25 protein-coding genes are annotated in these 22792 nt (G+C 63.9%); 6 read left to right on the top strand and 19 right to left on the bottom strand.

What is annotated here, in order from left to right:
• Positions 1–34: 34 nt before the first annotated feature.
• The 4 genes from KNN17_RS07080 to KNN17_RS07065 form a co-directional block, all read right to left on the bottom strand.
• Positions 35–310 carry a hypothetical protein gene (locus tag KNN17_RS07080; RefSeq protein WP_241708092.1) on the bottom strand — a complete coding sequence of 92 codons (276 nt, stop codon included), beginning with the start codon at positions 308–310 and terminating at the stop codon, positions 35–37.
• Between the two features lie 4 nt (positions 311–314).
• The gene (fliS, locus tag KNN17_RS07075) at positions 315–746 is read right to left on the bottom strand and encodes a flagellar export chaperone FliS (protein ID WP_241708091.1); all 432 of its coding nucleotides are present in this window, start codon (positions 744–746) and stop codon (positions 315–317) included.
• Between the two features lie 3 nt (positions 747–749).
• Positions 750–2150 (bottom strand): flagellar filament capping protein FliD, encoded by a 1401-nt coding sequence (gene fliD, locus KNN17_RS07070; RefSeq protein WP_241708090.1) that lies wholly within the window; start codon positions 2148–2150, stop codon positions 750–752.
• 111 nt (positions 2151–2261) lie between these two features.
• A complete protein-coding gene (locus tag KNN17_RS07065; protein WP_241708089.1) occupies positions 2262–3149 on the bottom strand; it encodes a flagellin N-terminal helical domain-containing protein in 888 nt (295 codons plus the stop codon).
• 299 nt (positions 3150–3448) lie between these two features.
• Here KNN17_RS07065 and KNN17_RS07060 point away from each other — a divergent pair, with 299 nt between their 5' ends.
• From KNN17_RS07060 to KNN17_RS07040, 5 genes are all read left to right on the top strand, one after another.
• On the top strand, positions 3449–3949 hold the full coding sequence (locus tag KNN17_RS07060) for a flagellar protein FlgN (RefSeq protein ID WP_241708088.1): 501 nt from the start codon (positions 3449–3451) through the stop codon (positions 3947–3949).
• Between the two features lie 75 nt (positions 3950–4024).
• Positions 4025–5446, top strand: a complete 1422-nt coding sequence (gene flgK / locus KNN17_RS07055) for a flagellar hook-associated protein FlgK (RefSeq protein WP_241708087.1) — start codon at positions 4025–4027, stop codon at positions 5444–5446.
• 3 nt (positions 5447–5449) lie between these two features.
• Positions 5450–6337, top strand: a complete 888-nt coding sequence (locus KNN17_RS07050) for a flagellin N-terminal helical domain-containing protein (protein ID WP_241708086.1) — start codon at positions 5450–5452, stop codon at positions 6335–6337.
• Positions 6334–6720 carry a flagellar assembly protein FliW gene (gene fliW, locus KNN17_RS07045; protein ID WP_241708085.1) on the top strand — a complete coding sequence of 129 codons (387 nt, stop codon included), beginning with the start codon at positions 6334–6336 and terminating at the stop codon, positions 6718–6720. The genes KNN17_RS07050 and fliW overlap by 4 nt, the downstream gene beginning before the upstream one ends.
• Positions 6721–7218: 498 nt before the next feature.
• The gene (locus tag KNN17_RS07040) at positions 7219–8784 is read left to right on the top strand and encodes an APC family permease (protein ID WP_241708084.1); all 1566 of its coding nucleotides are present in this window, start codon (positions 7219–7221) and stop codon (positions 8782–8784) included.
• A 64-nt stretch (positions 8785–8848) separates the two neighbouring features.
• On the opposite strand, the gene KNN17_RS07035 is transcribed toward KNN17_RS07040, so the two are convergent.
• The 10 genes from KNN17_RS07035 to KNN17_RS06990 form a co-directional block, all read right to left on the bottom strand.
• The gene (locus KNN17_RS07035; RefSeq protein WP_241708083.1) at positions 8849–9394 is read right to left on the bottom strand and encodes an AMIN-like domain-containing (lipo)protein; all 546 of its coding nucleotides are present in this window, start codon (positions 9392–9394) and stop codon (positions 8849–8851) included.
• Between the two features lie 353 nt (positions 9395–9747).
• Positions 9748–10050 (bottom strand): DUF4193 domain-containing protein, encoded by a 303-nt coding sequence (locus KNN17_RS07030; RefSeq protein ID WP_078106360.1) that lies wholly within the window; start codon positions 10048–10050, stop codon positions 9748–9750.
• Positions 10051–10193: 143 nt separating this feature from the next.
• Positions 10194–10370: a hypothetical protein gene (locus tag KNN17_RS07025; RefSeq protein WP_171983423.1), complete on the bottom strand. Its 177-nt coding sequence runs from the start codon at positions 10368–10370 to the stop codon at positions 10194–10196.
• Positions 10371–10426: 56 nt separating this feature from the next.
• Entirely contained in the window at positions 10427–11260 is an 834-nt protein-coding gene (locus tag KNN17_RS07020) for a DUF6454 family protein (RefSeq protein ID WP_241708082.1), read from the bottom strand.
• Positions 11247–12794, bottom strand: coding sequence for an inositol monophosphatase family protein (locus tag KNN17_RS07015; protein ID WP_241708081.1), 1548 nt, complete (start codon positions 12792–12794; stop codon positions 11247–11249). The genes KNN17_RS07020 and KNN17_RS07015 overlap by 14 nt, the downstream gene beginning before the upstream one ends.
• On the bottom strand, positions 12791–13870 hold the full coding sequence (locus tag KNN17_RS07010) for an ABC transporter ATP-binding protein (protein WP_241708080.1): 1080 nt from the start codon (positions 13868–13870) through the stop codon (positions 12791–12793). The genes KNN17_RS07015 and KNN17_RS07010 overlap by 4 nt, the downstream gene beginning before the upstream one ends.
• Positions 13871–13905: 35 nt before the next feature.
• The gene (locus KNN17_RS07005) at positions 13906–14757 is read right to left on the bottom strand and encodes an ABC transporter permease (RefSeq protein WP_241708079.1); all 852 of its coding nucleotides are present in this window, start codon (positions 14755–14757) and stop codon (positions 13906–13908) included.
• Complete coding sequence (locus KNN17_RS07000; protein ID WP_241708078.1) at positions 14757–15719, bottom strand: ABC transporter permease; 963 nt, start codon at positions 15717–15719, stop codon at positions 14757–14759. Before KNN17_RS07000 ends, KNN17_RS07005 begins: the two co-directional genes overlap by 1 nt.
• Positions 15716–16876 carry an extracellular solute-binding protein gene (locus KNN17_RS06995; protein WP_241708077.1) on the bottom strand — a complete coding sequence of 387 codons (1161 nt, stop codon included), beginning with the start codon at positions 16874–16876 and terminating at the stop codon, positions 15716–15718. Before KNN17_RS06995 ends, KNN17_RS07000 begins: the two co-directional genes overlap by 4 nt.
• A 164-nt stretch (positions 16877–17040) precedes the next feature.
• On the bottom strand, positions 17041–17859 hold the full coding sequence (locus tag KNN17_RS06990) for a COG4705 family protein (RefSeq protein WP_241708076.1): 819 nt from the start codon (positions 17857–17859) through the stop codon (positions 17041–17043).
• Positions 17860–17975: 116 nt separating this feature from the next.
• On the opposite strand from KNN17_RS06990, the gene KNN17_RS06985 reads away from it, so the two are divergent.
• Positions 17976–18290, top strand: a complete 315-nt coding sequence (locus KNN17_RS06985; RefSeq protein WP_241708075.1) for a hypothetical protein — start codon at positions 17976–17978, stop codon at positions 18288–18290.
• A gap of 19 nt (positions 18291–18309) precedes the next feature.
• Here the strand turns inward: KNN17_RS06985 and KNN17_RS06980 are convergent, their stop codons facing one another.
• From KNN17_RS06980 to KNN17_RS06960, 5 genes are all read right to left on the bottom strand, one after another.
• Positions 18310–18627 (bottom strand): ArsR/SmtB family transcription factor, encoded by a 318-nt coding sequence (locus KNN17_RS06980; RefSeq protein WP_241708074.1) that lies wholly within the window; start codon positions 18625–18627, stop codon positions 18310–18312.
• On the bottom strand, positions 18624–19106 hold the full coding sequence (locus KNN17_RS06975; RefSeq protein WP_241708073.1) for an SRPBCC family protein: 483 nt from the start codon (positions 19104–19106) through the stop codon (positions 18624–18626). The genes KNN17_RS06980 and KNN17_RS06975 overlap by 4 nt, the downstream gene beginning before the upstream one ends.
• 66 nt (positions 19107–19172) lie before the next feature.
• Positions 19173–20354 carry a hypothetical protein gene (locus tag KNN17_RS06970; protein ID WP_241708072.1) on the bottom strand — a complete coding sequence of 394 codons (1182 nt, stop codon included), beginning with the start codon at positions 20352–20354 and terminating at the stop codon, positions 19173–19175.
• Positions 20355–20438: 84 nt separating this feature from the next.
• Entirely contained in the window at positions 20439–21110 is a 672-nt protein-coding gene (locus KNN17_RS06965; protein WP_241708071.1) for a response regulator, read from the bottom strand.
• A complete protein-coding gene (locus KNN17_RS06960) occupies positions 21107–22735 on the bottom strand; it encodes an ATP-binding protein (protein ID WP_241708070.1) in 1629 nt (542 codons plus the stop codon). Before KNN17_RS06960 ends, KNN17_RS06965 begins: the two co-directional genes overlap by 4 nt.
• Positions 22736–22792: the final 57 nt, after the last annotated feature.

Raw genomic sequence — 22792 nt, 5'->3', positions numbered from 1 at the left:
TAGTCGATTCAGGGATAGTTTTCGGTACTTTTCTTCAGCCTTGGACGTCGAGGATCAACGGACGCGAGGCATCGCGGCTTCCAGGGACTGTGCTGAGTGCGTCCAGGTGGGCAAGGGCGTCGTTCCGGATTTTGCCGAGGATGTTCACGGATTCCAGCTGCGCGTCAAGGAGCCTCCGTGCCCTGTCCACCAGAGCCGGCGGAAGGGGCCCGGCCTCGGCAGGGGGATTCCAGGGCACCGGCTCTCCCCCGGAGACCGCGACGGCGATATCGGCTTCCAGCCGGTCCAGGATGTCGGACCATTCCCGCATCGGGTCAGCCGACACCGAGGGTCCCGATCGTGCTGGCGGTCGCGCCCTGGGCAGGAAGCTGCGAAGAGGCGTCATGCCAGCCTTGCCGCAGCGGTTCCAGCAGCGCGATACATTCCTTGGTCCGGTTGACGTCGCGGTAGATGTTGGCCCCGATCAAGGCTTCCATCGAGTACTGGTAGATGCTCAGCAGTCCGGGGGCGCCATCCCAAGCGTCGGTCTTCAAGGTGGAGGACAACTCCGTGACGATCGCCTGGGCATGCAGGAGGTTTTCCCTGGCGACGCCCCAATCGGCGTTCTCCTGGGCGAATTGGGCGCGGCCCAGGTCCAGCAGGAGGCGGTCGTACAGCATGGTGAGGAGCCTGGCCGGTGGGGCCGAGAGGATCGCGTCGGTGTTGTACTTGCTGAGCTGGCTGGCTCGAAGTGCTGTGGCTGTCACGGTCTAGTTTCCTGACGACGAGGAGGATGAGGACGAGCTGGACAGGGCGGAGATCTGGCCGGTGAGCCACGATGCCTGGGACTTCAGGCCACCGAGCAGGACCTCCATGTTGGTGTAGACAGCCTTGAGGGAGGCGCGGCGGTCCGCGAGCCTGACATCCCAATCGGCGATCTGGGAGGTCAGATCCGTCACTTCGGACTGCTGCCCCTTGATCAGCTGCGGTATGGAGCCGCTCACCGGGTCCGAGGCGTTCGTCGCGGCCGAGGCGACCCTCGTGGCGATCTGCGACAAGGCGGACTGGGTTCCGGCCGGGTCGGCCGCCATCGCCGAGGCGAACTTGCCGCTGTCGAAGGTGAAGGTGCCGTCCTTTTCGATGACGATGCCGTATTCGGAGGGCGATTTGCCGTTCACCGGGGCCACCACCGCTTCGGTAACGGCGTCGCTGATACCCCGCACGGAGCTGTTTCCGGTGAAGATACCGCCCTGGGCGCTGGCGACACCGGCGGCGCTCGTGGTCGTGCTCACCGCGCTGCTGGTCGCGATGTAGCCCAAAAGATCGTTCACCGATGAGACCAGGTCGCTGGCCTTCTTTGTGATGCCGGCGGTGTCGCTTGCGACAGTGACGGTGACCGGTGAGGAGCTCACGGCCGTTGCGGTCACCGAAACCCCGGGAAGGATCTCGCTGAACGTGTTGTTGGACGAAGTGATGGTCTGCTGCGCTGCGGTTCCGGCATACAGGACAGCCTGGGCATCCGCAGCCGGTTTGACGATGGCGGCAGTGGGCGCGGCAAACAGGTCCGTTGCAGTCCCTGCGGTGACATCGGCGGCAGTGCCCTGATAGGCCTGGAAGTCGCCCGCTGCGCCGCTCGTGCTGGAGGTCAGTTGCAGGCGATAAGTGCCGTTGCCGGCCGGGACCTTCACCGCGGTCGCTCCCCCGGCGGCGGCATTAACGGCCTTGACCACATCGTCAAGGCTCGTGGAAGCGGGGGTGATTTCGGTGGCCTTGCCGCTCTTGTCAACCAGCGTGAGGTGTGCCGGGTTGCCGGACGCATCGGTGGGCCACGTGGTGAGGGCTTCGGTGACACCGACTTTCGTGGACGCCAACTGGGTCACCGTCACATCGATCGAGCCCGTGGTCGCCGTGGTGGACGCGGTGGCCGTGACGGCCGGGTTGTTCGTGGTGGCCGTGAACAGATTGGTCGCGCCCGGCGCTGAGATGGACGTGGCAAGGGAGTTCAACACTGTCACGCGGGTGTTGAGGCTGTTGAGCGCGTTGATCATCGACTGGTCGGAGGTGACCTTGGCCTGCAGCTGCTGCTGGGGCAGTGCTTCCACGGCCATCTGCGCGTCGATCATCGAGGTGGTGTTCAGGCCGCTGGCGAGGCCGTCAATCGATGTTCCCACTCGGGGGTTCCTTCCAAAGTTATGCTGCTGCGCTAACGGCCAATGGCGGCCAGTCGGGTACAGGACCCGAGCTGACCGCCACCGGCGATGGATCCGCTAGGCGGTCCGGTTCTAGCCGAGGAGCTTGAGGACACCCTGGCCGGACTGGTTGGCCTGTGCCAGCATGGCCGTACCGGCCTGCTGCAGGATGTTGGCCTTGGTGAACTTGACCATTTCCTGGGCCATGTCGACGTCGGTGATGTGGGACTGTGCGGCCTGCAGGTTCTCACCGGAGACGTTCAGGGTGTTGATCGCGTGCTGCAGGCGGTTCTGGGTGGCACCCAGACCTGCCTGCTGGGTGGTGATGTTCTTGATCGCCGTGTCGATCTTGGCGATCGTCGCCTGAGCGTTTGCGCTAGCTGTACCGTCGCCAGCCACCGTGTCGGTGACGTTGAAGTCGGTGGCCCCGGCTGCGCCGGACAGGTTGCCGACCGCCGTGGCTACGTCGCCGACCTTGATGTCGATCTTGTCGTTGCCGGTGCTGCCGGTGCCGACCTGGATGCTCAGGGTGCCGGTGGCGGAAACGCCGGTGCCGGTGTTGCCCTTGAGCAGGTCGATGCCGTTGAAGTTCGTACCCTTGGTCAGGCGGTCGAGTTCCTGGCCGAGGGAGTCGCCTTCGGTCTTGATGGCTGCACGCGCATTGGCGTTGTTCGTGTCAGACGAGCCCTGGACGGCAAGGTCGCGCATGCGCTGCAGGATCGAGGTGACTTCGCCGAGTGCGCCTTCCGTGGTCTGGATGACCGAGATGCCGTCCTGGGCGTTGCGGGCTGCAACGGCAGAACCGGAAACCTGGGACTTGAGGCCTTCGGAGATGGTCAGGCCGGCAGCGTCGTCAGCTGCACTGTTGATGCGCAGGCCGCTGGAAAGCTTCTGCATCGAGCTGGCCACGTCGTTCTGGGTGTTGCTGAGGTTGCGGTAGGCGTTGTTCGCCATCAGGTTTGTGTTGATTGCCATGCCCATGGTGTTTCCTCCGTGATTGGGTCTGCTGGTACTCCAGGCCGTCCGTGGCCTGTCACTTCTGGTTATCGGAACAACGTTCCTTTTGGTTAGCAAAAATCCGCAGGGAAATTTTGCGGCAGCCCACAAAATCCGCAGGGCGCCGCTTGACTGGACAAAGCAGACAAATCATGTATGAACAACGCCTAACGCGTGGGCGACTGCAGCCGATAGTTGTCATTGGCGCGGCGAAGGCACAGGGGAAAGTGCCTTCTCGCGGCAATGCACCCGAAAAACCAACCCGGAACTGGAGTTGACCCGACATGGCCATCCATGAACTGTCGGCCCTGCTGTGGCGGGAACGTGAGCTATTGGACCTGCTGACGTTCAAGCTGGAGGAAGAGCAGCTGCTCCTCACAGCGGGCAAATCCCGATGGTTGCCGCATGGCACGCGGGAAGTCGAGCAAGTACTGGAACATTTGTCCAAGGCAGGCCTTGCCAGGGCGGTGGAAGTGGCTGCCGTGGCAGAGGAATGGGGCCTGCCAGCGGAGTCCTCGCTGGGCACGCTTGCCTCGTCCGCGCCGGAAGCGGCCTGGGCCGACGTCTTGTCCTCGCACCTGAATGCGATGCAGCAGCAGACCGCCACCATCAAGCAGTTGCGTGATTCAAACGAGCAGTTCCTCCGCGCTGCCGTCCGTTCCACCCAGGAAACCATGGCGGATCTGAAGCCGGCCGCCGGGACCTACGACTCCCATGGCCGGACAGGGGTCCAAGGCAGGACCCCGGACTCAACCCCGTCCCGTCTTTTCGACCAGCAATTCTGACCGGAACTCATCAAACACGGACGGCTAAGCAAAGGCCGGACCACCCGAGGTCCGGATCACCCAAAGGACAAAGCAGTGAGCACATTCGGCGGACTCAATACGGCCTACTTGGGCCTCACCGCAGCGCAGCAGGCGATCAACGTGGCGGGGCAGAACATCGCCAACGCCGGCACGGACGGCTACACAAGGCAACGCATCGAACAATCGGCCCTCAGCGCGCCGGTCCGGACGGGCCTTGTCGCGGCCGGGGTCCAGCCGGGCCAAGGCGTATCCGTCGATGGAATCGCCCGTCTGGGCAATAGCTTCCTCGACGCCGGCGTCCGTTCCACGGCTGCCCAGGCCGGCTACGCCGGATACCGTTCCACCGAGCTCCAGCAGCTCGAAGGCTCGCTGAACGAGCCGGGGCCTTCCGGGATATCCACGGCGCTGCAGACTTTCTGGTCCTCCTGGCAAGGCATCTCCAACAACCCGGGAGAAGCCGCGCCCGCCGGCATGCTGCTTCAGGCAGGTACAACCCTCGCCAATGCTGTTTCGAACGGTTACAAGGCCGTGGACGCGCAGTGGACCCGCGTCCACGGAGAAGCCCAAAGCACCGTCTCTACCCTGAACGACGCCGCCGCCCGCGTGGCCAACTTCAACGCGACCATCCGCTCTGTGACGGCCTCGGGAGGCTCCGCCAACGAACTTATTGATGCCCGCAACCAGGTGACCGAGACCATCTCGTCCTTGGCCGGAGGCACTGTCCGGGACAACGCCGACGGCACGGTGGACGTTTTCGTCGGAGGGAACGCCATCGTCTCCGGCACCTCGCACCGCGACCTCGCGCTGGCAGGCCAGACAAGCATGGGCGCGCCCGGCGCGCCAGTCCAGTTGGAGTGGGCGGACCGCCCCGGTGTCGCGGTACCGCTCGACGGCGGAAAGCTCGCCGGTGCGGTCTCCCTCCTCGCCCCGGCCGCTCCGGGAGGTGCCGGCGGGGCCATCGCCGAAGCCGCCGCGTCCTACAACGCCTTCGCCACCAAACTGATGAACGACGTCAATGCCGTGCACCGTACCGGACAGTCCACCACTGGTGCCACCAACCTCGACTTCTTCGCCACCAACCCCGGCGCTCCGGCTGCGTTGTCCCTCAGCGTCGTCCCGACGAGCGCCGCAGGAATCGCCACCGGCAGCCCCGGCTCCGGCGCCCTCGACGGCAGCATCGCGGACGCCGTGGCCCAAATCGGCACCGGGCAGGGCTCCCCCGACGTTCTATGGTCCGGAATTGTCACAGGAATCGGCACAACGTCGCGTTCGGCACAGCAGCACCAGCAGCTCGCCGACGCGGCGAGCGCTGCCGCCGTCGGGCAGCGTTCCTCAGGAGCCTCCGTAAGCCTCGACGAGGAGAACATCAGCCTCCTCACCAACCAACACGCCTACCAGGCGGCCGCCCGGGCATTGACTGCGGTGGACGAGACCCTCGACGTCCTGATCAACCACACCGGATTGGTGGGAAGGTAAGCCATGCTCAACAGAGTCACCACTCAGACGATGGCCGCCGCCGCGCAGCTGAATCTCCAGGCGGGTTCGGCCAAGCTCGCAGCCCTGCAGGACAAGGCCACCAACCTTACCAACATCACCCGGCCCTCCGACGACCCAACGGGCTTGGCGAATTCCTTTGCCGTGCGGGGACAGATCAGCGCCGCCGGACAGTATTCGAACAACATCAACGACGGCAATGGTTGGCTGACAACCGCCGATTCGGCCCTCGGCCAGGCCACCAACATCCTCAATCAGGTCCGTGACCTCACAGTGCAGGCTGGCAACGGTTCCCTGAACAGCACCGCCAAGGAGGCGATCGCCGTCGAAATCGAAGGACTCAACAACGACCTCCTCGCGCAGGCGAACACGCAGTACCTTGGCCGCAATGTCTTCGCGGGAAGTTCCGATTCGGCCGGCGCCTTCAGCAATGCCACGCCACCCGTCTTCAATGGAACGCCGGGCAGTACGGTGCAGCGGCGCGTCGATGCGAACCAGACGGTGCGCGTAGACGCCGACGGCGGTGCGATCTTCGGGAGCGGCGCCACCTCGGTCTTCGCCTTGGTGAGCAACGTCGTCGCCGACATCCGCTCCGGTGCCGACGTCGGGAGCCGCTTGACCGCCCTCAGCGACAGCATCAAAACTGTCATCAGCGGACGGGCAGACGTCGGAGTGCGGCAGACGAAGCTGATGAGCGCGCAGAACTCCGTGGACGGGCTGAAGGCCTCGCTTGAGGTCCAACGCTCCGGCATTGAAGACGCAGACATAGGAAAGGCGGTCATGGACTTGAAGCTGCAGGAAACCAACTACCAGGTTGCCCTCGCTGTCACTGCCAAGACGTTGCAGCCCACGCTCATGGATTTCCTGAAATGAGCACGGCACAGGCTTCCCGCGAATTGAGCTTCACGGCGCCCATGCCGGGGCTCGAAGCCTCTGCCGGCTTCGCCTTGCGGGGAATCGACGGCGCCCCCGGGCTCTACGCTATGGAATCGGCCAGTCCGCGCATCCGGATGTTCCTGGCCGAGGCCGCCGTCTATCTTCCGGACTACGCGCCAGCCATCCCCCGCACGACATTGGAAGACCTCGGGCTGGACCGGGCCGAGCTGGCAACCACCCTGGTAGTGGTCAACCCGACTCCCGAAAAGACAACGGTCAATCTCGCGGCCCCCATCGTACTCAACCCGGAAACCGGACGCTGCACGCAACTGCTCCTCGACAGCAAGGAATACCCTCTCCGGGCCGAGCTGAGCGCCTAAGCAAACGCGCGCTCACCTTTAGGCCCCTCCCGGCAGACGCCCGCTCAGATGATCTGAGCGGGCGTCTGCGCTTTTGACCGCATATCCGAGCGAGCGTCGCCGGTTTTTACTGCATATGTGAGCGAGCGTCCTGTCTTGCGCTGCGGGATCGTCGCCCGACCCATCGGCCCTCCACAACGCCCGCTCACCTTTGGGCCATTTCCGGCGAACGCGAGCTCACCTTTGGGCCATTTCCGGCAAACGCCAGCTCAGATGATCCACTCCCACACCAAAATTGTTTCGGCAAACCACTTGCGCCCAGGCTTCCGCGCGTTCATACTAAATGAACGTCATTCATTTAGTGACTCCCGTCTCACCGGAAAACAGCCATCATGATCCACACCACCAACCCGGGCGCCCCAACCTCTCCCGCCCACCATCAGCTTCGATGACCCCACAGACGGCTTTCACTGCATCACCCAGCAACAATCTTCGGCCCATCTAGAAAGAGCCAGGCACATGACTCAAATAACCCGCCCAAGCGCCAGGAAAACCGTGGAGGCCCACGATCCCGCCGGCACCGAACACGGCATCAGCGGCAAAGGACTCAAGACGGGGCAGCTGGGGCTCCTCGCCGTCGTCGTCCTCGGTATTTCCTCCGTGGCACCCGCCTACAGCCTGACCAGCTCACTCGGCCCGGCGGTCAACGCGGTGGGCCTTCAGCTGCCTGCGATCTTCATCGTCGCCTTCATCCCGATGATCCTCGTGGCGTTCGCCTACCGGGAGCTCAACGCGGACTCCCCGGACAGCGGCACCACCTTCACGTGGGCCACCAAGGCATTCGGCCCGTTCATCGGCTGGATGGGCGGTTGGGGGCTGCTCGCGGCGAACATCATCGTCCTGTCCAACTTGGCAGGCGTCGCGGTGGACTTCTTCTACCTCTTCCTCGCCCAGGTGTTCGGCAATCCCGATCTTGCCGACCTCACCTCCAACAAAGCCTTGAACATCGCCACGTGCCTGGCTTTCGTCGCGCTGGCTGTCTGGGTCAGCTACCGGGGCCTGCATGCCACCAAACTGGTGCAGTACGCCATGGTGGGATTCCAGGTTGTGGTGTTGGGCGTCTTCGTCGTCATGGCACTCACCCACGCTTCCTCCGGTGACACCCCCACGGCCATTGCTTTCAGCTGGGACTGGTTCGACCCCACGAAGATCAGCAGCTTTGAGCAATTCGCTGCCGGCATGTCCCTGGCGGTCTTCGTCTACTGGGGCTGGGACGTCTGCTTGACGGTCAATGAAGAGACCAAAGGCGGCAAAGGCACTGCCGGCAAAGCGGGCACCACGACGGCGATCGCCGTGCTGGGACTCTACGTCGCCGTGATCGTCGCGACCATGATGGTGGCAGGCGTCGGTGGAGACGGCATCGGGCTCAACAACCCGGACAACCAGTCCAACATCTTCGCCGCACTCGCTTCACCGGTGATGGGCCCCCTGGCCATCCTCATGTCCTTGGCCGTACTCGCAGGCACAGCGTCGTCCCTGCAGTCCACCATGGCCTCACCGGCCCGAAGCCTTCTCGCCATGGGTCACTACGGCGCCCTCCCGCACAAGTTCTCCACCGTGAGCAAGCGCTTCGGTTCCCCCGGATTCGCAACCATCATGGCCGGGGCTATCTCCGGCGGGTTCTACGCCATCATGAAGGTGGTCAGCGAGAACGTCCTCAACGACACCATCCTGGCTTTGGGCTTGATGATCTGCTTCTACTACGGAATGACCGCCTTTGCCTGCGCTTGGTACTTCCGGCACAGCGTGTTCAGCAGCGTCCGCAACTTCTTCATGCGCCTGCTCTTCCCGGTGGTCGGCGGCGTCGTGCTGACCCTCGTCTTCATCCAGACTGCAGTGGACAGCTGGTCCCCGTCGTTCGGCAGCGGTTCCGAGATCTTCGGCGTCGGCCTCGTTTTCATCATCGGCGTGGGCATCCTGGTCCTCGGAGCGGTGGTCATGGTGATCATGGCCCGCGTCCGGCCCGGCTTCTTCCGCGGCGAAACCCTCCGCAAGGACACTCCGGCCCTCGTGGTTCCGGAGTAACCCTCCAGCGCGCCAGAAGCCCTGTTCCGGAATCACCCGGGGCAGGGCTTCTCTTGTGGTTGCTTCACCACATGTGCGCGACGTCGATCACCAGGCGCGATCCCGTTCCCGGACCGGCCAGAGTGACGACCCTGAACGGGAGGCGGGCGCGAAGACCCAGGCCAAGGCTGGTGTATCCCTCGAAGCTGCCCGCGAAGGCCAGCTGACGGAAGGTCCTGTAGCTTGAGACGTTCGTCAGTTCGTTCTTGTCGGCCGGGGTGTACGTGGCATTGCCGCCGGCGGAGTACGCCGGTGCGTTGACTGTGATTTGCAGGAACGCATTGCCTCTCAGGTCAACGGGAAGTCCCGAGCCGTCCTGCAGTACCTGTGGAACGTAACGGATCGAGTAGCCGGCAACGGCGCCGTTCAGGTCGATCACCAGGCGGTCAAAGCATGGTTGCGGGCCCGTCCTGACATTGACCACTTGTGCCTGGGCCAGCGCCGGGTTGGACTTCGCCAGCGATCCCCACACAATCCCGCAATACGGAGCGGCGGACGCTGGTCCCGGAGCCACGAGGCCGAGCCCGACGGCCACTAACACTGTTCCCAACCACGCGTGAAACCTTCTCACCGGGACCCACTCCCCTTAGATACTTGAGAGATCCGATACCTCAAAGCGTAGGAGTGTCCGGGACCTTTCGGTGGCTTCGTTTCCGCTTCGGCCCCCAACCGTTAGTGGAGATCGCGAAGGGTCACGGGGACGTGATGACGCAGCCTGGATTCTGCGTCTTTCCCGGGCTTTGGCGCTGTTTCGCGCCCCCGTTCGTTATCCCGGATAACGACGCCGGATGGGTTACTGCTGAGGGGTCGCGAGGTGCGGGCACGATCTGCCAAAAGTCTGCTGGGCGTGACATGCAAAAGCCCCACCCGGCTGGTGTGGTGTTGCTGGATTCCAGTCGTGCGGGGCTGCTTTGCGTGCGGGGTTTAGCCTTCGCACTCGCGGCAGTACTTGAGGCCGTTCTTTTCCAGCGCGATCTGCGACCGGTGACGGACCAGGAAGCACGATGAACACGTAAATTCATCGGACTGCTCCGGGACAACGATGACGGTCAGTTCTTCACCGGACAGATCGGCGCCCGGAAGGTCGATGCCTTCGGCTGTGTCGTTCTCGTCGATGTCGATCACAGCAGTCTGGGCACCGGAGCCGCGCGATGCCTGAAGGGCCTCGAGCGATTCGGCGGGAGACTCTTCTTCGGTCTTGCGTGGGGCGTCGTAATCGGTAGCCATTGTTGTGGTTCACTTTCGTTGCTGCATAGTGCCATTTCAGGCACCTCAGTGAAGCAGTTTAGGGCATAGTACACGCCATCAACGAATAGTGTGTCCAACGAGACATTTGGCCACGTAAAAACCCCGGAATCCCGGGGTTTTCGCTACTCCCCAGCCCGCATTTTCCTGGCCTGAGCGTCCGCGATGGCCACACCGCTGAGGGCCGGGAGCCAGCCGTAGCGGGTGGTTTCGGTAGCTCCGGAGGCCCCCAGCTCGGCGGCGTCGTAGAAGTAGGCAGCTTCGATCCAGGCGCTCACCTTGGACATGATGGAGACGATCATGCGGCCAAACTACCGAGGCCGCATTCAGGACCCGTTTCCGCCCTGTCACAGCCGTGTTAAATGATCCTGTAGCTCAGTATCCGCGTGCCGCCGTCGTCGTGGCCGTCATCCGGAGCAGCGTGAATCAGCAGTCCGGATTCATCCGAGGTGACGGTGACAGGGTTGCGGGTGATGACGTGACCCGCGCCGCTGAACACGCTGATGGGCACGTCCCGACTGACTCTTCTCCGAACCGGTTCCACCAGCGCCAGTCCTCCGAGTTCAAGGACACCGCCATCGGCCTCCGGCAAGAGGGAAATACCGCTGCACAGCAGGAGTCCCGGGCCCAGGAGTTGGGCATCCTGGTAGTCGACGAAGTGCCCGGGGTTCTCCCACTGATCCAGCAGCCGCCCGTCCGTGTCCCAGGTGTAGAGCTGCCGGGAACCCCAGCTTCCGCCGAACACCAGGTCCAGTCCGGGATCGCGGAGGATCCAACCGATGTGGTCGTCCACACGGAACCGCTCGCTGACCTCGAAGGTGTCCGGATCGATCGTATAGACGATGCTTCTGCTCGCGGCCCGGTACTCGGCGACGGAAACCCACACGTGGTCGCCGTCGAAATCGATACCACCGGGGTGATACGCGGCGTCCTCTCCCACGGGAATATCGCGCAGCAGCCCGCCGTCCGGTCCGAGGACGAACACGTGCCCGCTCCCCCGTCCGGGAGTGCGCAGTGCGGGATCCGCCGCGGGGCGCGGCGCATCGAGGATCTCAACGGAGGACAAGAACGTCAGTCCCCTGGCGAACGCCATGCCCTGCGGGTGGTGGGTCGGAAAATCGAGGCGGATCTCCCCGAGCGGTTCGAAGCGGCTCCGCCGGTCGAGCGCGGAGAGGAGCTCAGTCTCCCGCATCGGCATGCGCCTGCCTCCACAATTCGTAAAGCTCGGCTGCGTATTCCGGACGGGCGGCAAGGACCCCGCCCTGTTCCGGGAACGTGTCCATCTCGCCTTCGGAGTTGAGCACGACGCCTCCAGCCTCCTGAACAATAAGCGTCGCCGCCAGGTGGTCGATCGGGCTGAAACTCCCGATGATCGCCCCCGCGCCGCGCCCGGCGGCTACGCCCACCACCGTCATGGTCGCCGAACCCATGATCCGCATGATGCAGTGCCGCTCGCCCAGCTCCGCGAGCAGTTCCAGCATCCCGGGCCACGGCAGGTGTCCCGCGAGTTCGGTCGCCACCACGGTTCCGGCCAGGGCCGCCGTCGAACTCCCCCCGGGAGCCAGTGCTAGCGGTATTCCGTTGAGCCAGGCGCCGTGACCCGCCCACCCCTCGAAAATCTCGCCTCGCCAGGGATCAACGACGACGGCGACAGCTGGCTTGCGGTCCACAGCCAAGGCAAGCGAGAAGGCCGTCCACGGAATCCGGTTTACGTAATTGGTCGTCCCGTCGACCGGGTCAAGGTACCAACATGGTGCGCCGGGCACCGCGACTCCACCCATTTCCTCGCCAACCACTGTGTGGCCGGGAAGGCGGGCGGCAATCACTTCGCGGACGTGGCGCTCGACGGCGACATCGACTTCCGTGACCAGGTCGGCAGGGTGCGCCTTGGTCGAGACCTGGCCGCGATCGGCGTCGCGCATGTACCCGACGACCCATTCGGCCAGCTCCAACGCGACTTTCCGGGACTCAAGAACTTCATCTCCGGCGAGTCCCCCGGGAGCCCGGGCCGAATCCCACACCTGCGGGTCTTCGGCGATGGCGCTTTGCAACAGGTCCAGCTGGTTGCTCGTGATCGAATCCACGCCGAGTCCCAAGGCCCAGCGCATTGTTTCGAGATCATCAATGGTCCAGCACGCAACTTTGGCCCCCGCGGCGTGGATCTGTTCCACCATGTCCTTGCTGAGGACCACGTGCTCGGAATTGACGAACTCGGGATTCAGCTCGGCGAGCAGCTCGTCCGGCGGGGCCGTCCTCTTGCTCCAGGGCAGCCAAATCCGGGCGTCCTGGTCGAGGGCACGGATGATCCGCATTCCGTCCAGGTTCCCGCACCAGGCCACTTCGATGCCGCTTTCGCGCACGACGGCGGCAGCCGCCCCTGCGGGGCCGGGCTCGTCCATGTCGATGAGCAAGGTTGACCGGCGGCCGCGGAAAAGCTCTATGGCTTCGGAAAGCAGGGGAATCCGCTCCTCGCCGGCGCCCAGTTGCCTGATGCGGTCATAGTCGACGTCTGCAGCGTCGGCGTCGAGGCTCCAGATCCTGAGCAGGGAGGCATCGTGGAGCAGGATCACCTGCCCGTCCTTCGTGACCCGGACGTCCACCTCCACCAGGTCCGCACCCGCGTCGACGGCAGAGGCGATGGCGGGCAGCGTGTTCTCCAGATGTTTGCTGGAGTCGCCGCGATGGGCCGTGGCGCGGGTCCTTGTGGTGTCAATGGTGTTGCTCACAGTGAGGCACCTGCCTCTGCTACCAGGCGTCCGTCCCGGAAGGTCATGGCCTTGCGGATGCCGGCATAGAGCTGTTGGCCTGGCCGCATGGGCTCGCCGCTGACAAAGCTGCGGAGCTGGGCGTCGGCCCTGCGCACGTACACTTCCTGGAAGTGTCCGCGCGGGACAACCCTTTCGACCGTCGCCGGAACCGCACCCGCGAAGGGCGCGTCCGCCAGGATGACGTCCTCGGGTCGGATCCCGAGAATGTCCGGGCCCGTGGCAATAAGTCCGTTGTTGAGCGAGCCTTCGATGCGGTTCATGCTGCCGATGAACGTGGCCACAAACTCGGTTTCCGGGCGGGCATAGAGGGCTTCCGGTGTGCTGTATTGCTCGATCCGGCCAGCATTCATGACGGCGATGCGGTCGGACATGGACATCGCTTCTTCCTGGTCATGGGTGACGATAACCGTGGTGATGCCCAGTTCCTGCTGGATCTTGCGGATGTCTTCACGCACTTTGACCCGCAGTTTCGCGTCCAGGTTGCTCAAGGGTTCGTCCAGGAGCAAGAGCTTCGGCTCCTGAACGAGTGCCCGGGCCAAAGCCACGCGTTGCTGCTCGCCGCCGGAAATGCGGGCGGGCTTGGAATCCCTGTGATGCAAAAGGCTGACCAGCTCCAGGACGGCTTCCACCCTGTCCTTGATCTCCGCCTTGGACATTTTGCGGAGCTTCAGCGGGAAGCCGACGTTTTTGGCCACGGTCATGTGGGGCCACAGCGCGTAGTTTTGGAACACCATCGCGCTGGGGCGGTTCTCCGCGCCGAGGTGCGATACCTCTTGGCCTTCCACCTCGATGGAGCCGGAGTCCGGTTCCAGGAAGCCGGCGATCATGCGCAGCGTGGTCGTCTTGCCGCAGCCGGAGGGCCCCAGCAAGGACACCAGTTCGCCCTCCTTGACCGAGAGATCGAGGTTGTCGATGATGGTGCGGCCGCCGAGGACCTTGTGGAGGCCGCGGATGGCCAGGCCACCGCCCGACGCCGGTGTGCCCGGCTTTGTGGGGCTGGCGGGCAGTTCGGTCAATGGTTCATGGATTGTCATGGGTAGGTTCTCTGTCTGACATTGAGCGCGGGGCGCTATTTGATCTGGAAGCCTTCGGCGAGCTGGCCGCCGAGGATGTGCTTGTGCGCCGCGAGCATGAGGGCCACGGAGGGGATGGCCAGCAGGATCGAGAACACGGCGGCCACTTGGGTGGGGTAGTTCAGCACCAGGCTGTACATCTGGGTCGGCATGGTCATGAACGCCGGGGCACCCACCAAGTACGTTCCTTGCGCTTCGTCGAAGGACGCCAGGAAGGACATCACGGCCGCGACGATAATCCCGGGCAGTGCCATGGGGAGAGTCACTGAGGCGAACACGCGCAATGTGGAGGCTCCGGCGTCGCGGGCTGCTTCCTCAAGGTTCCGCGGCACGGCAGCGAACGCTGCAGCCGGGATCCACGTCATGAAGACCACTGTGCCCAGCACGTGCACCACGAGGATTCCCAGCACCGTGTTCATCAGGTTCAAGGCGTAGAAGAGCGCCGCAAGGGTAACGAACAAGCCCATCTTGGGAAAGGCGTTGGTCGCGAAAAGGCTGATCAGGAAGAAGCGTCGGCCGGGAAAATCGAAGCGGGCGAAGGCGTAGGCGGCGGGCAAGCAGATGATCGCGGACACGAGCACCGTCAGCGGGGCGAAGAACAACGAGTTCTGCACCGCGATGCCGAGCGCGCCGTCGTTGACCACCACCTGCCACCAGCGCAGCGTCCAGTCGTCGGGAAGGAGGTTGGGGAAGGTCCAGTTGCCCGCGAAGGCGCGGACGCCCAGCCAGAGCAGGGGGCCGAGGATGAACACGACCATAAGGACCACGAACAGGCCCACGACGGCACCGCGCACAATCGAGCCCAGCGTGAGCGGCCGGCGGGTGCGTGAGGCAGTAGTGACAGCCATCAGGCTTTCCCCTGTTCCTTGGCCGAGCGGAAGTTTGCCCACACGTAGAGCGCGGCGATTCCGGAAGCGATCAGGAAGACAGTGAAGGCCATGACCGCGGACTGCTGGGGCTGGTTGAAGGCAGAGAAGTAGTTGGACATGTCCACTCCGAGCATGTTCGGTGAATTGGGCCCGGTGAAGTACGGCACCGTGAACGAGCCAACAATTCCAATGGCCGTAAACGTCGTCGCGATGATGATGGGAACTGCCGCCATGGGAACGATCACCGAGACGATCGTGCGCAAGGAGCCGGCACCGGCGTCGCGGGCTGCTTCGATCATGGCGTTCGGCACGGACTGCAGTCCGGAGGAGACCATGAGCACGGCGAACGGAAGCGACGTCCAGACCGAGCCGATGATGACCGTGACCATGGTGAAAGCCCATACCGGGAAGTCAAGCCCGAACAGGGCAAAAACGCTCCGCAGGAAACCCGTGCCGGAGTAGAAGGTCAGGATCGCCCACGAGGCGATGACCACCGGGATGAACAGCGGCACGATCGCCAGTCCGGAGAGGAGCCGGGCCATTCGACCGCCCTTGAGCTTGAGGTAGAGCCCAATGCCGAGGGCCAGGAAGATGACCGTTGCCGTGCTGGCCAGCGTCACGATGACCGTGACCAGAAGGTCTCCGAGGAAACGCTTGTTGGTGAACATCTCCTGGTATGCCGCCAGCGTTCCCCACCATGAGTCCGCCTCGTGCACGTTCTGGCCAATGGTGGCAATGGTGTGGTTCAACCCACCGGTGAGGCCGATGCTGAAGCCGAAGGCAAGCACGATCGGGAAGCCGACGAAGATCGCGATCAGCAGGATCGGCGGCAGGGCCATGAAGAATCCGACGGCGCGCTGGCCCAGGCGCTTAGGGCGCGTGGTACGGGCCGGCGGAACTGTTTGTTCCAGTTCCGCCGGCTTGTGAAGCGTGGTTGTCACTGGCCGGGAACCTTCTGGTCCCAGAGGTTGTTCAGGTCTTTGCCCATCTGGTCGAAGTAGCCCTTGCGCAGGTTGTTGGTGTCTGCGTCCTTGAACTTGTCCTTCACGTCAGCCGGCAGTTTGTCCAGGCTGATGGCCGGGAAACCGGACATGTCCTTGATGATCATGGTCTGCGCGTCCGGAGAGAGGACGAAGTTGGCAAGCTTCAGTGCCGCTTCCTGGCGGGGCGAGGACTTGGGAATGCCGAGGTAGGCGGCACCGCCGGTGAAGGACGGGTTGCTGATCTGCGTGGCCTTCACGGTGGACGGGATCTGGCCATTGGTCAGGCCGGTGATGAACTGGTCGGACCACACCGGGGCCATGGAGATCTGTCCCTTGGCGAGCAGGTCAAGGGTCTGCTGGTTGCCGTTGGGGTAGACACCGCTCTGGAAGACGGATGAGTTGAGGTCCTTCAACGTCGCGAAGCCCTGGTCCCAGTACTTCTCGAGGTCCTTCTCGTAGCCCACCGTCATCTTGGCGCGGGCGTCGGCGGGAACGAACTTGTCCAGGACCGTGGCAACGAATGCGCCACCGGACCCTCCCGACTTGGGCGAGTTGTAGGTGAACTTGCCCGGGTTTGCCTTGATCCAGGCGAGCAGATCGTCGAGGGTCTTCGGCGGAGTGGCAACTGTCTTGGTGTCATATGCGAGGAGCACCGCGGAGCCGCGGTACGGGATGCCACCGGTGCCGCCGGCCTTGATGACATCCTGCGGTACATCGTTCAGTGCCGGAATCGTCTGCGAGCTCACGGAGGTCAGCAGATTGGCCGCAGAGGCCTTGGAGACAAAGCCGCCGTCCACGAGGTCGAAATCAGGTTCCTTGTTCTGCTCCGTGGCGCTGGTCAGTTTCGCCAGGGTCTGGGCATCGTGCTCGCCGTGCAGATCGAGGGTGACCTTCACGTTGTAGCCGGGGTTGGCCTTCTCGAAGGCGGGAACGAGGCTCTTTTCCCACAAGTTCTGGACGTTCGTGTCCCCGCTGATGAACACGGTGATCGTCTTGTCCGGAGATGCGCTGGCGCCATTGTTCTGCGCCGAAGCAGTACTGCTTTGCGCGCAGCCGGTCACAGCGGTGGCTGCAACGACGGCGACGGCGGCCGCTGCTAGAAAGCGGTTGGTCATGGGTGTTCCTTCATCTTGTCTCGAAAAGTCCCCCAAGTGCAGGAACTACCTTCCAAGGGCAAGGTGAAGGAGCGGGTCTTCCCCCATGAATCCGTGGTGAACCGCAGACAGAATTAACGCAAATATGTCAGGACATACGAACAACCATAAGAAGCCGGAAATCCCTACTTTTCGGCACGCTTCCACTTGATGGTCAGGAACGTGACGAGGACGGCTATCGCCGCAGCGAGGGCCAGGCTGACGGGGCCGGTGCCCCAGTCGAGTCCCCCTCGGTCAGGGGAAACAGCGGTCCAGTCAGAGAAGGACGCCCCCAAGGGACGGGTCAGGATGTACGCGAACCAGAAGGCGGGGATCGCCGCCAGCAGGCGACGCCAGTGGGCCAGCGCCGGGATGGCGATGACAACCGCGAACATGATGCCCGAGGCAAGGTAGCCCAGGCCCAGCGAGTAGGCGGTCAGGTCTCCGGTCGCCGTTCCGAGCGCGAACGTGGTCAGCACCGCAGCCCAGTAGAAAAGCTCCCGACGCCGGGTGGTGATGCTGTGGATGGAGAGGGTCTTCTCGCTCCGGTGCCAAAGCAGGAAGACGACAGCGAGCGCCACGGTGAAGAAGAGGGTCGACGCCAGATAGGGGACGCCAAGTCCGACGTGGACTGCGTCGGCAGCCATGGTCCCGAACACGCTGACCATCGCGACGGCGGTCCAATACACCCAGGGGATGTACCGGCGGACGCGGAACTGCAGGACCAGCGAAATCGCCAATGCCGCGAACCCGAGGCCCAGGGCGATCTCGGGTTCGAATCGGTGCACCAGGAAATCGGACGTCGTTTCGCCCATCCCGGTAGTGAGGATCTTCACGACCCAGAACAAGACGGTGACCTCGGGTACTTTCGAGGCGGAGGCTCGTGAGACGGCGTTTTGCAGTTGATCGCCAACAGCTACGGTGTCCTTGGCCCGCGGGCTAGCGGTGACTTCTTCGGGCATCATGGCCCCCATTGTTCACGGCCTTCCCGAGCGTTTCCCGAATGTGACGCATGTGGCCACGCCTTGACACGGTGACGAAGCCCCAAGCCACCCGGCCCCATTCGCGGGATAATGGAGCCATGGCCGATCAGGATCAGGATCCTTGGGATGAGTTCGACAGGCTCAAGCCCGCAGGACACGATCGCGTCCAAGGCTATCCCGGAGGAGAACCCTTGGGCTTTGGCTTCCGCACGGGCGTGCGGAGCGCACGAGTGGCCCTGGGTTTCGCCGTCTACGCGCTGGTCCTTGGCACCGTGCTTGTCCTCGTCGGGATCATCGACTTCATCGGCACGGGCGAGGTGCTCTGGCTGGCGTTGATGGTGCTTATCGAGGCCGTCTTCATCTATGGCTTCATCCAGTTGGCGCACCAGGCGCGCAACCGGCGTTCGACGTAGAGCACTCTGCTCCGAAGAACTACAGTCCTTCCGCGATCTGCTTGATAGTGGACAGGCGGCGGTCCCATTCGGCGCCGATGCGGTCGAGGTTGCGTGCCGTTTCGCTCAGTTGCGAGCCGAGCACCCTGTAGCGCAGTTCGCGGCCCACGCGCAGCGATTCAACGAGCCCGGCCTCCTGCAGCACGGCGAGGTGCTTGGCGATGGCTTGTCGCGTTACCGGGAGCCGCCCGGCGAGGGCCGACGCCGATGCGTCGCCTTCGCCGAGGGCAGCCAGAATGCTCCACCTCGTCTCGTCTCCGAGCGCGGCGAATACTGGAACCAGGGTGCTCGTGGTCACGACCCACCCTCGACATAAGCGGCCAGTTCGTCCAACTCCGAGTCCCAGCCTTGGCGGTGGCTCTCCATGTTGAAGGCCGGATCGCTCGTCGTGTCGAAGCCGGTCTCGACGACGGTGAGTTGCGTTCCGCCGTCGAGCACTTCAAGCGTGAAGCGGAACACGGTCGAGTGGTCAGGGTCGACCTCGGCCGGCCGGGTGCCGCGCGCGTCGTCGTTGCTCCAGCGGTAGGCGATCGTTCGCGGCGGGTCGAGTTCCTCGATCAGCACCGGGAAGGCGCCGTATCCCTCGAAAGAAAAGACACCGCGGCCTCCAACGGCCACCTCGTCAAGGACGGCGGTTTGTCCGAACCAGCGCGCAATGTGCTCGGCTTCGGTGATCGCAGCCCACACCTTCTCGATGGGTGCCGCGATGGTGATGGTGCGCCTCACGGTGAATTCGCCGGCGTCGACGACGGAGGCCTGGTTTGCAGTCATAGTCATGATTCTGGTCCTTTCTTTCAGTTACTGCAACTAAAGGGTTGCAGTAACTGAAAGAAAGAGCAACCCTTAGGTTGCAGATCGAGGCTTACTGGGGTCGCCAAGGGCGGATCTCCTGCGGCGTCCCGCGGCCACGATGAAGACCGCGACGGCGATTGCCACTATCGCGGCGCCGCCGCCGATTGCGGTGATGATGCTCCAGGGGCTGAGAGTCCCGACGCCCGATGGCGTTCCGGGGACGGCGGGTTTCGAGGCTGTGGAGGTTGTTGCGCCCGGGGCAACCGCGGCGTAACGGGACACCGAGCCGTCACCGATACCGCTGCCCGGGCTTGTCACGATGAGCGTCCCGTCCGGGGCCACCGCCAGATGCCCGGAGTTCTTCTCAGTTGGGATGGCGGATCCCACAGCTGTTGCGCCCGGCGGGATGACTGACAACACGCGGTCTTGGACCGTGGTCACAAAGACGGTACCGTCCTGGCCGACGACTGCCTCTTGGGGTCCTCCCGGGACGAAGATACGGTATGCGACCGTGTCAGCGCCCGGTTTGATGACCGCGAGCTGATTGGAACTGATGTTGGTGACATAAATTGTTCCGTCAGGGCCCGCGGCGATCCCGTGGGGATTCTCTGTGCTTCCTGACGTCGCGCTGACCTGAATGGTCCGGGAGACGGCGCTCGCTCCGGAAGGAATGACCGAGACAGTCCCCGCGATTTGGTTTGCTACGAACGCGGTGCCGTCCCTCGTGACCGCGACCTCCACCGGTCCTTCTCCGACAGGTACCGTCCGGTCCACGGTCGATCCGTTCGGCGCGATGACCGACACGGTGTGCTCCAACGAGTTCGGAACATAGATCGTCCCGTCAGGTCCGGCGGCGATCAGATGGCTCCCGCTGGAAACCGGAATTCGTCGCGCGACACCGGTCGCGCCGGCAGGAATGACGCCCACGTCGTACTGATTGCTGGCGCTGTCTCGTTCAGCGACGTACAGGGTGCTGTCCGGGGCCATTGCCAGGCCTGACGTGAACCCTCCCGTGCTGATGGTCCGGGATGGCCGGACCGCTCCGGGAGGTATCACGCTGATGCCGCCGGCCGCTCCGTAGTTGCCGACATACGCAGTGCCGTCAGGACCGACCACCACGCCAACGGGCACCCCGCCCACGTCAAGAACGTCCGAAGGTGCCGCCATCGCAGGCACAGCGCCCAGATAGGCGAACGCGGTCGCGGCCACGACGGCCAGGCTCCAAATTTTCACTTTCTCCCCCAAGAATCCCCAACGGCGCTCGACGCCGACCCAGCGGAGCGAGCTCCGCGTCTGCAGCATATCCCGCCGCCGCCCTCAACCCTTGCGCGGCAAGTACGTGTTCACCGGCCGCCCGGTCGATCCGTAGGCCAAATGCAGGTCAACGAGTCCTTTGCGTTCGAGTTCACTGAGATAGCGCTGCGCCGTAGGGCGGCTGATTCCGACGCTGCCCGCGATCTCCGAGGCACCCAAGGGTTCCGTGGAATGAACAACCATGTCGAGGACTTTTTGCATCGTGGGTGGCAGCCGCCGGGTCGCTTTGGAGGGCGGAGCCGTCCGGCGCAGGCTGAACAGCTGGTCAACGGTCGCCTGGTCGGCCACCGTCCGGGATTCCGCCTCCTGCCGCCAACGCCGATATGCTTCGAGCTGGGTCTGCAGCTGCTCGAAGCCAAACGGCTTGACGAGGTAGTACACCGCTCCCCCGCGCATGGCGGCCCGTACGGTCTCAAGGTCGCGCGCGGCGGTGATCATGACGGCGTCGAGTTTTTCCCCGGCCCCCTGAAGGGACCGCAACAGGCTGATTCCGTCTTCATCGGGGAGGTAGACATCGAGGAGAAGAAGGTCCGGTTTGAGCCGCTGCACGGCTTCCCTGGCCTCTGCCGCGGTGTGGGCCTCGCCGACGCATTCGTATCCCTCGATTTTGGCCACGCGGCTTGCGTGGATGCGGGCTACGCGGAAGTCGTCGTCGACCACCAAGGTACGGATCATTCGATTGATTGTCCTGTCATGACCGGGGTTTCGGATTCCATGTGGGGTTCCGGCAACCAGATTTCAAAGCGTCCCCCGGGGCCCGGGAAAACATCCATGGTGCCTCCTGCACGGTGAACGATCCTGCTCACCAGCGCAAGGCCTATCCCGCGTCGCATTCCCGGCCGCGGTTCCTTGGTGGTGAACCCGTCGGCGGTGATCGTGCCCACCAATTCTGCGGGGACACCGGGCCCATTGTCGGTCACGCAAATGAAAATGCCCGAGGAATCGTCCAACTGGATGCTCACCTCACGGGGCGTGGGCTGCTCGGCGAGGATCTCGACAGCGTTGTCGAGGAGGTTCCCCACGATCGTCAGCAGCGCTTGCGTTTCGAGGAACGGTTGGCGCAGCTGCGAGTCGTCAGTGACCGATATCGTGACGTCCTGCTCAGCAGCCACGGTGATTTTCGCGAGCAGCAAAGCCGCGAGCTCCGGCGGCTCGATCCGCGAGCGCAGGCCTTCGCCCAGCGAGCGCGAGGTGTCCGAAATCCGCGAGACGAAATTCCGCGCCTGGTCCACATCTCCGAGTTCCAGGAGTCCGTCCACCACGTGGAGACGGTTCGCGTACTCGTGCTCCTGGGCGCGCAGGGCCTCCATGAGGCCTTCGACAGAGCGAAGGTCTCGCACCAGCCCCTCAACCTCGGTGCGGTCGCGCAGGGTGACCACCGAGCCTATGCTCCTTCCGGCCAAGGCAACGGACATCCGGTTCACCACCAGCAGGGCGTCCTCGGTGATGACGATCTGGTCGGTTCCGCTGATCTGTCCGGTCAACAGGGAACGCAGCCTCCCGGCCGGCAGCAGATCCTCGATCTTCTCCCCCAGCACGTTTTCTTCCAAGTGGAGCAGGGAGCGCGCTTCGGAGTTGATGACGGTGACCCGGCCGTCGTCGTCGAACCCGATCATCGCTTCGCGGATGCCGTGCAGCAAGGCTTCGCGCTCCTGCAACAGGGACGCGATCTCCACCGGTTCGAGATCGAAGGTGACCCTCTTGATCCTGCGCGCCAGCAGGGCAGAACCCATGGCGCTGATCACGAGCACAACGGCTGAATAGCCGGCAATCAGCAACACCTGTTTGGTGAGCTCGCTGCTTTCGGTGGTCTCCAGGATTCCCACTGAAACCTGCCCGACGACGGTCCCGTCTGCCGCGCGCACCGGCGCCTTGGCGTTGACTGAGTCGCCGAGGCTGCCTTTGTCGATGCCGACATGGGTCTGCCCGTCGAGGACTGCGACGGGTTCTTCCAAGGTCTGCCCGATGAGGTTTGGATTCGGGTGGGAGTACCGGACACCTTTCCGGTCGGTGACCACGACGTAGTCCGGCTGTGCCTGGGACTGGACCTTGCTCGCGATCGCCTGAATCGAGTGCGTGGGATCTCCGTTCCCCAGGGACGTCACGATTTCCGGCATCTGCGCCACCGTCGTGGCGATCCCCAGCGCCCGGAGCCGGTATTGGTCCTCGAGGGTCTGGTTGCTGATCTGGGTGTAGAGAAGCGCGCCCAACGTGACTGTCACAAAGAGGATGCAGAGCAACCACACGAGGATCTGGGAGGCAAGGGGCCGCGCCTTCCAGCGCGCGCCGAAAAATCGCAAGCCACGCAACTCTGGGTGCACCGCCAACCTCTTCCTACTCTCCTAGTAGCTTATGTG

The organism is Arthrobacter bambusae (assembly GCF_022606295.1).
Taxonomy (GTDB): domain Bacteria; phylum Actinomycetota; class Actinomycetes; order Actinomycetales; family Micrococcaceae; genus Arthrobacter; species Arthrobacter bambusae_A.
This window is presented reverse-complemented; position numbering and strand designations above follow the sequence as displayed.